Genomic DNA, 14477 nt, shown 5'->3' on the forward strand with positions numbered 1-14477 from the left:
AAATGAAGGGATGCCGGAAAATTTAGAGAGTCCAAAAAGAGTATCCAATACCATGCAAAAATAATAAAGAGGTGTACATCATGAGTTTAGACAATAAAGGGAATCCATGGGCTTTAACGCCGTTTATCGTTTTTTTGATATTATTTATAGGTTCAGGTGTGATTACAAAAGATTTTTACACATTTCCAGTGATTGTTGCCATTGCCATTGCATCTGCTGTGGCACTGGCAATGAATCGAAAGGAATCATTCAATCACAAAGTAGAAATCTTTTGTAAAGGTGCCGGGGATTCAAATATTATGTTGATGGTTGTCATATTCCTATTGGCTGGGGCTTTTTCGGAAGTGGCAAATGGGATGGGAGCCGTAGCATCTACGGTGAATCTAGCACTTTCGATCGTTCCGCAAAATCTATTAATGGTGGGGTTATTTATTATCGCCTGCTTTATCTCATTATCTATGGGGACAAGTATGGGAACGATAGTGGCATTAGCACCAATTGGAGTAGGAATTAGTGAACAGACGGAGATTTCAGTTGCCCTTTCCATGGCTGCGGTCATTGGTGGCTCAATGTTCGGTGATAATCTTTCTTTCATTTCGGATACGACTATAGCAGCTGTACGTACACAGGGAACGAAAATGAAAGACAAATTCAAAGTGAACTTTTTTATTGTTTTACCTGCTGCGGTAATTACATGTGTTATCCTTGGTTTTCTGACGATGGGTGAACAAGCTACAATTTCTGGAGAAGCCTACAGTTGGGTCAAAATTCTACCTTACCTTTGTGTTCTAGTGGCAGCATTGGCGGGGATCAACGTATTCTTGGTTCTCTCTATCGGCATTGTCTTTGCTGGAATAATCGGTTTAGCGGATGGCAGTTATCATGCAATGGAGGTTATTCAAAAAGTAGGAGATGGAATGGCTGGGATGTATGAAATCTCCTTCTTAGCGATCTTGATTGCAGGCATGGTTTCGGTTATCAAACATAACGGCGGAATAGATTACCTACTGAACCTCGTGACGAAAAAAAGCAAATCAAAAAAAAGTGCTGAGTTCAGCATCGCGGGATTGGTTGCTTTAACGAATCTTTCAACGGCAAACAATACCATATCCATCATCATTGCTGGTCCACTTGCAAAAAATATTGCCGAAAAGTATGAAATTGATCCCAGGAAATCTGCCAGCTTACTAGATGTTTTCGCTTGTAGTATTCAAGGATTATTGCCATACGGGGCACAACTACTTTTAGCTGCCGGTGTTGCACACATCTCTCCTATCAGTATCCTACCCTATTCTTTCTATCCAGTCTTAATCGGGATTTCAGGAATCATAGCCATTTTAATAGGTTTTCCCGGGTTCTCGAAGAAGAAATAAAAATAGTATGGGTGGAAGAGTATCAATAAATCATGAATGTAAAATCATGAATGTTGGCCCTGGAGCATTGTCGCCAGGGCTTTTTTAGGGTAAGTGACTTCGAATGAAAAGTGTGGATGAAATCTTTAATTCTTTTATGTTCCAAAAAACTAATATCCTTCTTCAATAATATTAAAATAGTATAATTAAATACAATATACGGAGTCATCTTTATTCTTAAGTGTTTACTATTTTGCAAAAGCGGGAACTCTAAAGGTATTGTATTGAAATAATTAGAGGTGGGTTTGTTTAAAAATGGAGATAGTAGAAAAGTTTATTACTGAAACAAATGATTTATTATGGTCATCTATACTGATTATATTATTAATTGGAATGGGCATTTATTTTTCTTTTCGGACTAAATTCGTACAATTTAGAATGGTGAAAGAAATGATTAGGTTACTAGGGGAAGGTGCTACGGCAGATAAGAAAGGTGTATCATCGTTTCAGGCCTTTTGTATCAGCACGGCTTCCCGGGTAGGAACGGGGAATCTGGCAGGTGTGGCTATAGCCATCACAACGGGTGGTCCGGGAGCAGTTTTCTGGATGTGGTTAATCGCATTGATTGGATCTGCTTCTGCTTTCATTGAAAGCACACTTGCTCAAATTTACAAGGTCAAAGACGGAGAAGCATTCCGTGGTGGTCCAGCTTATTATATGGAAAAAGCATTAAATGCACGCTGGATGGGTATCACGTTTGCAGTTTTGATTTCATTGACGTTTGGACTTGCTTTCAATTCAGTTCAGGCCAATACGATTACAAGTGCGTTCCAAGCATCTTTTGGAGTTGAGAAATGGGTCACTGCACTTATTTTAGCAATCATTACGGCTGTAATCATTTTTGGTGGGATTAAGGTAGTAGCTAAAGTGTCCGAAGTCATTGTGCCTTTCATGGCAGGTGCTTATGTAATAATAGCATTAGTTGTCATCATTATGAATATAACCGAGTTACCTAGTGTTCTGGCTTTAATCTTTGATAGTGCATTTGATGGATTGAGGGAAATTGCTAGTGGTGCACTGGGTGCAGCCATGATGAACGGAATCAAGCGGGGATTGTTCTCTAATGAAGCTGGAATGGGGAGTGCTCCAAATGCTGGCGCTACGGCAGATGTCACCCATCCGGTAAAACAAGGTCTTATCCAGTCACTTGGCGTTTTTGTAGATACGCTTATCATATGTAGTTCTACGGCCTTTATCATCTTGTTTTCCGGCCTGTATTCGTCGAAGGAAACAGATGGAATTGTTCTAACGCAAAATGCCCTTAGTGAGAATTTGGGGTCTTGGGCTGGTATATTTTTAGCTATTATTGTACTTTTATTTGCATTTAGTTCAATTGTTGGAAACTACTATTATGGAGAATCCAATATCAGTTTTATTAATGAAAAAAAAGTTTGGATAAATATTTATCGTGCAGCAGTCGTTGGAATGGTCATATTCGGATCGATGGCCTCGCTCGAGTTTGTATGGAATCTAGCAGATTTGCTAATGGGATCAATGGCCATCATAAACCTGATAGCCATAGCCTTGCTAGGAAAAATAGCTTTCGCTGCCCTTGCTGATTATCAAAAGCAAAAGAAAGATGGTAAGAATCCCGTTTTCCATGTAAGTAACATTAAGGGATTGAAGAATGTTGAATGCTGGGGTGAACCAACCGATCACGTGGAAGAATCCAGTAAAAAGGTATTGAAATAGAATCTAGATTGATGAATAAAAAGGCTTCGATATTTTTTCGAGGTCTTTTTTTATACCTTTTGATAGCCCAATATAACCCCAGATCTTAATCCGGGTTATGTTCTTTCTAAATATTCTATTATACTGTGAATAAATACCTTAATAAAATGAAACAATTCATAAATCAATATTCCTATTTAATAGTTGGTAATATATAATATTGTTGGAAAATGTCGGTATTTAAGGGTATCTTTAATGATGTAGCTGAGATACTATAATATTATAAGGCTCTACCAATATTTTGAAGCTAAAACGCAACCTTGTAGTTATTTGGTGCTCAACTAAGTGAGTGGAGGAATAAAAATGAGTATGATCCTCGATAAGGAAAAAGTAGAAAACCCTACACAAATGGAAGATGCAATATTGATAGGCAAATTTCAAGATGGTGACGATGAGGCACTGAATCAATTAATTACGAAGTATAAAGGTCTTGTCAAAACTAAAGCAATGAAGTATTTTCTAACGGGTGGAGATAAGGAAGATGTTTTTCAAGAAGGCATGATTGGACTGTATAAGGCTATCCGGGATTATCGAGATTGCAAAAATTCGGCTTCCTTTAAGTCATTTGCTGAACTTTGCATTACTAGACAAATTATCACTGCCGTCAAAGCGGCCACTAGACAAAAGCATTCCCCATTGAATACCTATGTTTCACTGTTTAGACCTATTTACCAAGGGGAATCGGAGCAAGCTCTTATTGATGTCGTTCCTGAGCAAAAGCAGATGGATCCGGTTGCCATTTTAATAGGATTAGAAGAATTCAGTGAAATTGAACTGAAATTAACGGAACTCCTTAGTGACCTGGAAAGTACAGTCGTGGACTTGTATATGGGCGGGCAGACCTACTTGGAAATTTCACTAGAATTGAATGTTCAAGTAAAGACAATAGATAATGCACTCCAACGTGTAAAAAAGAAGTTGGATAAGTATCTGGAATCACGGTTGATGGTTGAATAGTGAATACAGTGAGCATCACTTTAAATTATAGATTTTCTTTATCATCATGATTACCGTCATTTAATTCATGGAGAATAATACTTGAAAGTGGAGTGTGTATGCGCAAGGTTAAGTCAGTAAAAATAGATGGCGAAAGTGTTTTTATGTTTAATAGTGCTATATATATATTCGAGACAGATTCAAGGTATACATTGGAATTGGATATAATAGTGAGTGAAATAGTATTAAAAAAATTCGGCAATAATGAAAATTTAATTATTGAAATAGAATTGGAAGATGGTAAAGAAATCAGTGCGATTATGCATCTGCGCGGTTTAGTGGGGGAAGGATTGCCCCAGCTTAACCTATATTGTGAGATATATGATCTAGAAGGCTATGAAGATTTTCAGATAGTACATGAGAATGAAACATCCTTCCCGAATGTTGAAGAGGGCATTACTCTGAAAGAAATAAGAAAAGTGGAAATGCCAAATGAAAGAATAAACCTTAAACTACTATTACCGATAGATCAGACGGAATGGTTAGCGAAGCAAGGAAAAAATCTAAATGGGGTATTGAAAGAAGCTATATATGACTACTGGAATAAAGAAAAGAAACGATAAGAACGAAAACTGGTTAAATGACCATTGAGATAATTGAAAATTAGGATAATATAAAATCCTATCGTTAAATATTTTTTTGTTGTCTTTTTTTATGAGTGAAAATCAGGATCATAAAAAAACATTGAGGGAAATGCATGCGCTTTTAAAGTGAAAACTCACCTTGTTTGTATGGTATGACCTTGTAACGGCATATCATTTTAATTAACTACTTATCTACTTAAAATGATAAAATTCGACAAAGTAGGGTACATGAATGATCGATATCTTCCATACTTCCTTAATGATAGTGAGGAAAGAGGAAGCCTATTTTGTTCTATTTATACAATGAAATTTTCAATATTGTTCAAATGCTTACACCGTTCACTTTGAACGGTGTTTTTTTGTTTTTTTAATGGGGAACAGCGTCAGCCTATGGTATATCATCCAGCAACAAACCTGCTATTTTTCGAGGTCGTTCATCTATTTTATATCCTACAATTTACCTCGATAGAATAAATGATATTTAACTAAGGAAAAAACTGTTAGTAACAAAAGATAAAGAGGATTCATGGAACTTTTTTAAATATTTTCCTTTTGTATGGAGAAGCTAAAAAGAATAAATTAGGTTAGAAAGGAAATAAGTATGGATCACTTACAAATGGCAAGGGCGATGTTCGGGACTAATATGGGCGTACATATTATATTTGCCACTCTAGGTGTGGGATTACCTATGATGATGCTGGCAGCGGAATTGATGTATCAAAAGACGAAAGATCTACAATATGTGGTCATGGCTAAACGCTGGACCAAAACACTAGGGATTCTGTTGGGAGTGGGAATCCCGACAGGTACAATTGCCGGTGTGCAGCTTTCTCTTTTATGGCCTGGATTTATGGAGGTCATAGGTAGAGTTATGGCCCTTCCGTTCCAAATTGAGATTTATGCTTTTATGGTTGAGGCACTATTCATGTCCATCTATGTATATGCAGCTGAAAAAATCAGGCCATGGGCAAGAATCTTGAGTTTATCCTTTGTCGCATTTGGTGCTTTGGCTTCAGCTGTTCTTATTGCAAATGTCCATGCTTTCGAGGGGACACCTGCTGGTTTCCGGTTCGAAAATGGTGAAATCGTCGATGTGGATCCGTGGGCAGCTTTTTTCAATCCGAGTTTCTTCGTAACAGCAGGACATACGGCGCTCACTGCTTATATGACAGGAGCGTTTGCGATTGCTGCTGTTGCTGGTTATAAAATGCTTAAAAATAAGTATGGATCCACCGAGTATAACTTTCACCAAAAGGCATTAAGGTTAAGCATTGTATTGGGGTTGGTCTTTTCATTTTTGACCGCACTTAATGGTCACTCGACGACCCAGCATTTATATCGGGAACAACCAGAAAAATTAGCAGCTGCGGAGGGCCTGTTCGAAACGAAGGATCATGCAGGTCTCACATTATTCGGTTGGACAGACCGAGAAGCGCGGGAAGTGAAATATGGCATAGAATTTCCTTGGGTACTGAGTATTTTGTCAGGAAATAGTTTTGATACGGTAGTTACCGGTCTGAATGATTTCCCAGAGGAATATTGGCCTCCGCTATATGTTCACACATTATTCAATGCAATGGTGATCATTGGGGGGGGATTAATAGTACTGTCCTTGTTCGCATTAGTGTGGAATAAGGTCTTGAAGAAAGCGCGATATCCAAGGTGGCTTTTATGGTTGTTTGTGGCTTCGGGACCATTGGCCGTACTATCCATCGAATGTGGTTGGATATTCGCATGTACGGGAAGGCAACCATGGACAATTTATCGAATGCTTACCACGGCAGATTCGGTAACCACCTATGAAAATCTGGGGTACCTATTCACATTATTCATTATCGTTTACATCATATTATGTGTGTCTGTTGTATTTACACTTACCTATTATTTCAAGCGTCATTCCATAACGGATGATCTTTATAAAGCTGAACAGAAGGATGTCCAGTTATTCGATTCCAATTCGTGAAAAGGAGGAATAGTGAATGAATGAAGCACTTCTAGCGATAACGCTTGTGTGGGGCTTTATTTTCTTGTATGCCATCATGGCGTCCATGGACTTTGGTGCAGGATTCTGGGCAATGATCTATATCAAGAAAGAGCATACGAATGCCACAAAGATAGCAAATAGTTATTTATCTCCGACTTGGGAAGTGACGAATACATTTGTTGTAGGCCTTGTTATTGCCATTTATAGCCTATTTCCAGGTGCTGTATTTTCTATTGGAGTAGCATTAATTGTCCCCGCCAGTTTAATTTTACTTCTTCTTTGCATTAGAAGTGCTTTTCTCGTCTTCTCTCACAGCCTGGACAAGTATGCAAAGATGTTGACTTATATATCTGGAATAACGGGTCTCATTATACCTGGCCTATTAATCAGTGTTTTACCGATTACCCATCTTGGATTTCTCGAGAATGTAGGGGGGAACGAGGAATTAAATTTAGTTAAACTTTTCACTAGCGCAAATGAATATGCCTTTTTAGGCTTTGGTATTTTAAGTACATTGTTTCTCTCATCTTTGCTTCTGTCTGATTATTCGAAACAGGCTGATGAGCTAAAGTCGTATAAGATCTACCGCCGTGACGCAATGATTACAGGTCCATTGGTGTTAATCATGGCATTTCTCGTAATGTTCACACTGAAAAAAGAAGCATCGTGGATTTACGAAGGAATGATGGAGAACTCCACACTGCTATTGGTCTCCCTTATCTTTTTTATCATTAGCGGTGTAGCTCTTTACCTGCCCTATTTTTCCAAACAAGAGGTAAAGGGGATGCCAAGGCTCGCCGTAATAGCGATTATCATCCAATATATGATAGGAAGCTATGTCTATGGGGTCGCCCATTTACCATATATCATCTATCCGAATGTCAGGATAATGGAAGCATTTACAGACCCCACTTCATTCAGGGCCGTGTTCGCTACCTATATTGTGGGATTTGCAATATTAGTTCCTGGTTTTTATTACTTCTGGTCCATTTTCATGAAAGATCAACGAAGAAAGTTCAAAAAGCGGAATATTTCGAATTAGTCAATTTGATATAAGAAAGGGAATTGCCATGAAAAAGTTAAAATTACTAAAATATTCGGTTTTAGTACTTTCAATCTTTTTAAGCTATCAAGCGGTCGAAGCACATGATAAAAATTTCCCAGAGGATGGGACCTATATCTCTTCGAAAAGGGATGTTACGGGGGATAAAAAAATTGACATAATCCAGGTCCAAGGCACACCTTTCGACAAAGGTAGCAAGTTCCTTAAAGAAATCGAGTTGCGAGTAGAAAGTAATCGCAAATCAATCAGTGTACCACTCGAAGCCGGGTATAAGCCGGAACTTTCACTGGTCGATTTGAATAAAGATGGGACACAAGATGTGCTTGTTACTGTCTTGACGGAAGGGATAGAGCGTACACTAAAGTGTTATGCTTATACATTCAAAGATGGAAAGGCCAAGGATTTGGATGTTCCGCCCTCCGTTCCAATCACCGCCCAATTTCTCGATGGGTACAAAGCGGAATTCAAAATTGAAGGGAAAAAGCCTGTGATTGTAGATGTCAGTTCAAGGAAGAGAGAGTATGAAGAGTTGGGGATTTATCAGGATGGCATGTTAAATGAGTCGACGGAGTTATTGGTTCATTCATACACTTCTTTGAAACCAAAGACTATCTTTGGAAAAGGGAAGGGATTATCGGGTGTCCAATATATAATGGGAATGGATGGGAGAGATCCATTGTTAGAAATCAAATCGGTTTGGTCATATAATAATGGGTGGAAATTGATGAAAACAGTGGTGAAACCCGTCAAGAAAAAGTAGATATTCACCAGGGATGGGCGACTGTCATAGTATAAGGTAAACCTGTATTTTTCAAAAGGAGTATGAAGGGATGCCAGAATTTCATCCGGAAAAATTAACGGTTAAGTTTATGCCACCCACGACCCCATGTCTCCCTGTAGACGGAAGGAAATATACACTGACTCATTCTGATGAAACAGGTGATCTATACCTTACCATCGGTACGCAATATGAGTGTTCTGCCTTGGATGCAAAAAAAAGAGATGAAGTGTTGGCTAATTGGGACGCATCTCTTGGTCAATATCTCTTAACGGTCAATGTGTTTGTAGATGGTTTGGAAAATGAGTATGATCAGGCAAAAGCCCGATATACAATTTTTCAGCAAAACCTGGATTTAGCTATTACGGCGATAATTAATGGAGATAAAGAATTTTATTGCTTTTTCCCATGGTTGATTGATTGCCCGATTCATGTTCAATTTCAATCCGGTTTCCCCGAATTCAATCAGCGTATCTTTTACGACACACCTCGATGCTATTGGATCAATTGAATTGTTCCCCACTTATCACTTTTCATGAGTTAAGTGGGGGATTCAATGTATAGATTCGAATCATCCACGATTATATATTAAAAAATTGACAAACTGATAATATTTGGTAAAATCTAATTAAATCCACTTGGTGAACAAACAAGTTTTTGTTTAATGGATTACATGTAAGCGGATACATAAGGAGTGATGGCCTTACGGAGTTAAAAGATAAAATCATTGAAACATCACTGAACCTTTTTGAACAAAATGGATACCACGGAGTTTCTGTGAACGAAATCGTGAAAGAATGCGGAACGAGCAAGGGGGGGTTTTATCATCATTTTTCCTCTAAAGATGAGCTCTTATTTGTCATTCATGATTGCTTTATATCCTATGTTTTAACGAAAGCACAGGAAGCCACCTCAGATAACATACACCCTTCGGCAAAAATGCAAAAGATCATCCTATCGTTTGTTAAAGTGTTTGACCTCTATAAACCACATATTTCGGTTTTCTATCAAGAAAGCATATATCTTAAACCACCTTATGTAGAAGCAATCAAAAAAAAACGTCACCAGTATAAAGAAATTGTATTCTCCGTTATTCAAGAAGGAATTGAAAAGGGAGAATTCCGTAGCGAGTTACCGGTGGAAATTACCGGGATGTCCATACTAGGCATGGTGAACTGGACCTACAAATGGTATAAACGGGACGGCGGAAAGACAATCGAAGAAATCGGACGAATCTATGTCGATTTAATTTTAAAGAGCCTATTAACGGAAGAATTCAAAAATGATGCAAGCATCCAACCTTATTTACTAAAGAATCAAATGGATATCGATTAAAGTTAAAGCGTTTACATTCGATACAGACCGACTAGTTGGTCTTACTATGAAAGGGGAATGAATAAATGGATTTCTCACTTACGAAAGAGCAGCAAATGATCAAGGAAATGGTAAGGGAATTCGCAGAAAAAGAGATTAAACCAATTGCTATAGAACTGGATGCGAAGTCCATGTTTGCAGAAGACGTTTTCAAAAAGATGGGAAAACTCGGGTTACTTGGTATTCCATTCCCGGAGGAATACGGGGGTTCAGGCGGTGACACGATTTCCTATGCGATTGCTGTTGAAGAAATTGGTAAAGCTTGTGGAGGGACAGGATTAAGCTATGCTGCGGCCGTTTCGCTAGGGGCGAGCCCAATTTATTACTTTGGTACCGAGGAGCAAAAGCAAAAATACCTAATCCCGATCACCACTGGTGAGACACTTGCAGCATTTGGTTTGACTGAACCGAATGCAGGTTCTGATGCGGGTGGTACGAGAACGACGGCTGTAGTGGAAGGTGATGAATATGTAATCAATGGCGAGAAGACCTGGATAACGAACGCAAGCTATTCAAGGACCATCACAGTTACAGCCGTTTCAGGGAAAGATAGCAGGGGGAAAAATATCATCTCGGCTTTCATCGTCCCAACAGATACACCGGGATTAACGATAAATAGTAATTACGAAAAAATGGGAGTGCGAGCTTCTAATACATGTGAAATCATTCTTGATAATGTACGGGTGCCAAAAAAGAATCTGTTGGGTGATCCGGAAAAGGGATTCAAACAATTCTTATTTACCTTGGATGGAGGAAGGATTTCCATCGCTGCATTAGCAGTCGGAATAGCACAGGCGGCGTTCGACAGGGCTTTGGCGTTTTCAAAAGAACGTGTTCAGTTCGGTAAAACGATTTCCAACTTCCAAGCGATTCAGTTCAAACTGGCTGATATGGCAATGGAAATAGAATTGGCGAGAAATATGGTCTATAAAGCTGCGTGGCTAAAGGATAATAAAAAGCCATTTGCGAAAGAAGCGGCATTTGCCAAGCTTTTTGCTAGTGAAACCTCATTCCGTACGAGCAACCAAGCGATTCAAATCCACGGAGGATCAGGGTACATGCGTGAATATGAAGTGGAGCGTTACTTAAGAGATGCGAAGCTGCTAGAGATTGGGGAAGGTACTTCCGAGATTCAAAGAATGGTAATAGCTAGACAATTGGGTTGCTGATCTTTGGGGAACCTGAAACTAGGTTCTTAGAGGAGTCCTGCAGATTTTATCACTTTTAATAAAAAGCGTTCATCTTACCTTTATTTGATAGGAGGAGTTTGATGTCAGATCTGCAAGATATTACGATTGGCAAACTGCTTGAAAAGACCGCTACTGAATACGGGAGTAATGAAGCGGTGGTATATCATGAACTAGGTTTACGATATACCTATAGTGAATTCGAAAAGGTTTGTCGTCAGGCAGCGCGCGGTTTTATGTCTCTTGGTATTGAGAAAGGTGAACATATTGCCATTTGGGCTACCAATAAGCCTGAATGGGTCGTTTCCCAATTTTCAACCGCCAAGATGGGTGGGGTGCTCGTCACGGTCAATACGAATTATCGGACGAGTGAACTGGAGTACCTCCTCCGACAATCGGATGCGACAACAATCATTTTGATGGATAAATATAGGGATCACTCCTATATCGAGACACTTTATGAGATTCTTCCCGAACTAAAGACTGCGGAGCCAGGTAAATTAAAATCTGAGAAACTACCAAAGTTAAAAAATATCATCATGCTGAGTGACATTCGTTATCCCGGTACTTTTTCATGGGAGGATGTCCTAAGGGGAAGTAATCGGATTTCAGAGGAAATGCTCGATAATCGGATGAAGGACCTGAAGCCGGAAGATGTAATCAACATGCAATATACATCGGGCACGACGGGATTCCCCAAGGGGGTCATGTTGACCCATTCAAATCTGGTCAATAATGGGTTGAATACTGCGTCTTGCATGAAACTCACAAACGAAGATCGGCTCTGTATCCCGGTCCCGATGTTCCACTGTTTTGGATGTTCCCTTGGGACGATGGCTTCAGTTACTGTTGGGGCTACGATGGTGCCTGTTATTGAATTCAATCCACGCACCGTACTTCAAACCGTGGAAGCAGAAAAATGTACTGCGCTTCACGGGGTACCGACGATGTTCATCGCGGAGTTGAACCTTGATGACTTCGATCAGTATGATTTGCGGTCATTGCGGACAGGAATCATGGCCGGTTCCACTTGTCCGATTGAAGTCATGAAACTTGTAGTGAATAAGATGGGGATTTCAGAAATCACGATCACGTATGGTCAAACGGAATCGTCACCAGGAATTACGATGACCCGTACAGATGATCCCATTGAACTTCGTGTTTCTTCCGTCGGTCGGGCGTTGCCGAATGTGGAAGTGAAAATCATAAATCCAGCTACCGGAGAGGAACTAGAGCGGGGCCAACAGGGTGAACTTTGTTCAAGAGGTTATCATGTCATGAAGGGGTATTACAAAAACCCAGAAGCAACGAAGGAGGCCATTGATCCGGAAGGGTGGCTTCATACCGGAGATTTAGCTGTAATGGATGAAAACGGGTACTGCAAGATAACCGGTCGCCTGAAAGATATGATAATTCGTGGGGGCGAAAATATTTACCCCCGGGAAATAGAAGAGTTTCTTTATCAGCACCCTTTAATAGTCGATGTGCAGGTCTTGGGCATTCCCGATAAGAAATATGGAGAAGAGGTAACGGCCTGGATAATCTTGAAAGAAGGAGAAAGCCTGACAGCAGAGGAACTAAGAGCATTCTGTAAAGGGAAAATTTCTCATCATAAGATCCCGCGTTACATTCATTTTACGGATGTCTATCCAATGACTGCATCCGGAAAAATCCAAAAGTATAAGTTACGGGAGCAGACTCTTGATTTATTAGCTGAACGGACTAAATAAGGAGGTAATGGGATGATTAAAAAGGTTCTTATTGCAAACAGAGGTGAAATTGCTTCGCGTGTCATTCGTACTTGTAAGGAATTGGGTATAGGGACTGTTGCCGTCTATTCAGAAGCTGATTCCGAATCTCCATATGTTTCATATGCAGATGAAGCTTATCTTTTAGGAGGGCCCCGCGTTCAGGAAAGCTATTTGAATGTCCCAAAAATCTTAGAAATTGCTAAAGAGGCTAAGGTTGATGCCATACATCCTGGTTATGGATTTCTTAGCGAAAATGCAGATTTTGCACGCTCATGCGAAGCAGCAGGTCTGATTTTCATCGGTCCCAATCCAGATGTCATTCAACAGATGGGCAATAAAGTAGAAGCCAGAAAAAAGATGGAACAAGCGGGGGTCCCGTTAGTCCCAGGTTTTTCGCGCCCATTAATCGATAGTGCTGAGGCAGCAGCTGTTGCCGAAAAGATTGGTTATCCTATTATGCTGAAAGCGTCAGCTGGAGGCGGGGGCATCGGTATGCAGATGATTACTAACGAGGAAGATCTCTCGAAAGCATTCGAAAGCAATCAAAAAAGGGCTCAGTTATTTTTTGGTAATGGGGATATGTTCATTGAAAAGTTAATTGAAAAACCGCGTCATATCGAGATTCAAGTGCTGGCTGACAAATTTGGGAATGCCGTTTATTTATGGGAGCGGGAGTGTTCGGTTCAAAGACGTCATCAAAAGGTCGTGGAAGAGGCCCCATCTTCTTTTCTGGATGAGGAAACAAGAAAGAAAATGGGTGAAGCGGCTATAAAAGCTGTAAAGAGCATCGGTTATCACAATGCTGGTACATTGGAATTTTTAGTTGATGCCAACAAGAAATTCTATTTCCTTGAAATGAATACACGACTTCAGGTGGAGCACCCGGTCACGGAGGAAATTACGGGTCTCGATCTTGTGGAACAGCAAATCAAAATCGCCAACGGAGAAAAACTCTCTTTTACACAAGAGGATGTTAAAAGACAGGGGCATGCCATAGAAGTGAGGATTTATGCAGAAGACCCTAAGACCTTCTATCCAGCACCAGGAACAATGACCGGTTTGTCCTTACCTGAAGGCGAAGGGATCCGTCATGAGCTTGCGGTTCAGGATAACTCGGTCGTTTCCCACTTTTATGACCCGATGATCGCCAAGTTGGTGGTTAGCGGAGCTTCTCGTGAGATTGCAATCGATAGATTAAAAGAAGCATTGAATTTATATAAAGTAGAAGGAATTAAAACGAATCTTCCGTTGCTCAAGGAAATCATTGAACATAAGGCTTTCCATAAAGGGGATACGACGACGGATTTCATCAATAAGTATATTAAAAAAATCACGGTATAAGTTGGGTGAGACCTACTGGGTCTTATACCTTTCATTAAGAAAACAGGAGGAATCAAAATGGGAGAATTAAAAGCGAGCATGGCAGGAAGCGTTTGGAAAATCGTAGCAGGTGAGGGACAAAGTGTTGCTGACGGACAGGATATCATCATTTTGGAATCTATGAAAATGGAAATTCCCATATCAGTAGAAAAGGGGGGCACGCTCAAAGAACTTAAAGTAAATGAGGGAGATTTTGTGAATGAAGGCGATGTTTTGGCCGTCATTGAATAAAGGGAC

13 protein-coding genes are annotated in these 14477 nt (G+C 39.9%); all 13 read left to right on the plus strand.

Annotated elements, in window-relative coordinates; all coding sequences use genetic code 11:
- The first annotated feature begins 80 nt into the window (after window positions 1-80).
- The 13 genes from AC503W_RS09315 (at window position 81) to AC503W_RS09375 (ending at window position 14471) form a co-directional block, all read left to right on the plus strand.
- Window positions 81-1373: a Na+/H+ antiporter NhaC family protein gene (locus AC503W_RS09315; protein WP_427687342.1), complete on the plus strand. Its 1293-nt coding sequence runs from the start codon at window positions 81-83 to the stop codon at window positions 1371-1373.
- 294 nt (window positions 1374-1667) lie between these two features.
- Window positions 1668-3104 (plus strand): alanine/glycine:cation symporter family protein, encoded by a 1437-nt coding sequence (locus AC503W_RS09320; RefSeq protein WP_427687340.1) that lies wholly within the window; start codon window positions 1668-1670, stop codon window positions 3102-3104.
- Window positions 3105-3446: 342 nt separating this feature from the next.
- Window positions 3447-4100 carry an RNA polymerase sporulation sigma factor SigH gene (gene sigH / locus AC503W_RS09325; RefSeq protein WP_402872719.1) on the plus strand — a complete coding sequence of 218 codons (654 nt, stop codon included), beginning with the start codon at window positions 3447-3449 and terminating at the stop codon, window positions 4098-4100.
- A gap of 98 nt (window positions 4101-4198) precedes the next feature.
- A complete protein-coding gene (locus AC503W_RS09330) occupies window positions 4199-4702 on the plus strand; it encodes a hypothetical protein (protein ID WP_402872722.1) in 504 nt (167 codons plus the stop codon).
- A 622-nt stretch (window positions 4703-5324) separates the two neighbouring features.
- Window positions 5325-6686, plus strand: a complete 1362-nt coding sequence (locus AC503W_RS09335; RefSeq protein WP_402959106.1) for a cytochrome ubiquinol oxidase subunit I — start codon at window positions 5325-5327, stop codon at window positions 6684-6686.
- A gap of 16 nt (window positions 6687-6702) precedes the next feature.
- The gene (locus AC503W_RS09340; protein ID WP_427687338.1) at window positions 6703-7749 is read left to right on the plus strand and encodes a cytochrome d ubiquinol oxidase subunit II; all 1047 of its coding nucleotides are present in this window, start codon (window positions 6703-6705) and stop codon (window positions 7747-7749) included.
- A 28-nt stretch (window positions 7750-7777) separates the two neighbouring features.
- Complete coding sequence (locus AC503W_RS09345; RefSeq protein WP_427687337.1) at window positions 7778-8530, plus strand: YybI family spore inner coat protein; 753 nt, start codon at window positions 7778-7780, stop codon at window positions 8528-8530.
- Between the two features lie 70 nt (window positions 8531-8600).
- On the plus strand, window positions 8601-9059 hold the full coding sequence (locus AC503W_RS09350) for a staygreen family protein (RefSeq protein WP_402872733.1): 459 nt from the start codon (window positions 8601-8603) through the stop codon (window positions 9057-9059).
- Window positions 9060-9205: 146 nt separating this feature from the next.
- Window positions 9206-9883, plus strand: coding sequence for a TetR/AcrR family transcriptional regulator (locus tag AC503W_RS09355; protein WP_427687335.1), 678 nt, complete (start codon window positions 9206-9208; stop codon window positions 9881-9883).
- A gap of 65 nt (window positions 9884-9948) precedes the next feature.
- The gene (locus AC503W_RS09360) at window positions 9949-11091 is read left to right on the plus strand and encodes an acyl-CoA dehydrogenase (protein ID WP_402872737.1); all 1143 of its coding nucleotides are present in this window, start codon (window positions 9949-9951) and stop codon (window positions 11089-11091) included.
- Between the two features lie 101 nt (window positions 11092-11192).
- Window positions 11193-12839 (plus strand): AMP-binding protein, encoded by a 1647-nt coding sequence (locus AC503W_RS09365; RefSeq protein ID WP_427591892.1) that lies wholly within the window; start codon window positions 11193-11195, stop codon window positions 12837-12839.
- Between the two features lie 12 nt (window positions 12840-12851).
- Window positions 12852-14201 (plus strand): acetyl-CoA carboxylase biotin carboxylase subunit, encoded by a 1350-nt coding sequence (locus tag AC503W_RS09370; RefSeq protein ID WP_494917005.1) that lies wholly within the window; start codon window positions 12852-12854, stop codon window positions 14199-14201.
- A gap of 57 nt (window positions 14202-14258) precedes the next feature.
- On the plus strand, window positions 14259-14471 hold the full coding sequence (locus AC503W_RS09375) for an acetyl-CoA carboxylase biotin carboxyl carrier protein subunit (protein WP_402872747.1): 213 nt from the start codon (window positions 14259-14261) through the stop codon (window positions 14469-14471).
- Window positions 14472-14477 lie beyond the last annotated feature (6 nt).

It is taken from the genome of Peribacillus suis, from assembly GCF_059384845.1.

Coding starts and splice junctions, on each gene's coding strand:
- AC503W_RS09315 (WP_427687342.1), top strand. CDS start 81: ATGAGTTTAGACAATAAAGGGAATCCATGGGCTTTAACGCCGTTTATC.
- AC503W_RS09320 (WP_427687340.1), top strand. CDS start 1,668: ATGGAGATAGTAGAAAAGTTTATTACTGAAACAAATGATTTATTATGG.
- sigH (WP_402872719.1), top strand. CDS start 3,447: ATGAGTATGATCCTCGATAAGGAAAAAGTAGAAAACCCTACACAAATG.
- AC503W_RS09330 (WP_402872722.1), top strand. CDS start 4,199: ATGCGCAAGGTTAAGTCAGTAAAAATAGATGGCGAAAGTGTTTTTATG.
- AC503W_RS09335 (WP_402959106.1), top strand. CDS start 5,325: ATGGATCACTTACAAATGGCAAGGGCGATGTTCGGGACTAATATGGGC.
- AC503W_RS09340 (WP_427687338.1), top strand. CDS start 6,703: ATGAATGAAGCACTTCTAGCGATAACGCTTGTGTGGGGCTTTATTTTC.
- AC503W_RS09345 (WP_427687337.1), top strand. CDS start 7,778: ATGAAAAAGTTAAAATTACTAAAATATTCGGTTTTAGTACTTTCAATC.
- AC503W_RS09350 (WP_402872733.1), top strand. CDS start 8,601: ATGCCAGAATTTCATCCGGAAAAATTAACGGTTAAGTTTATGCCACCC.
- AC503W_RS09360 (WP_402872737.1), top strand. CDS start 9,949: ATGGATTTCTCACTTACGAAAGAGCAGCAAATGATCAAGGAAATGGTA.
- AC503W_RS09365 (WP_427591892.1), top strand. CDS start 11,193: ATGTCAGATCTGCAAGATATTACGATTGGCAAACTGCTTGAAAAGACC.
- AC503W_RS09370 (WP_494917005.1), top strand. CDS start 12,852: ATGATTAAAAAGGTTCTTATTGCAAACAGAGGTGAAATTGCTTCGCGT.
- AC503W_RS09375 (WP_402872747.1), top strand. CDS start 14,259: ATGGGAGAATTAAAAGCGAGCATGGCAGGAAGCGTTTGGAAAATCGTA.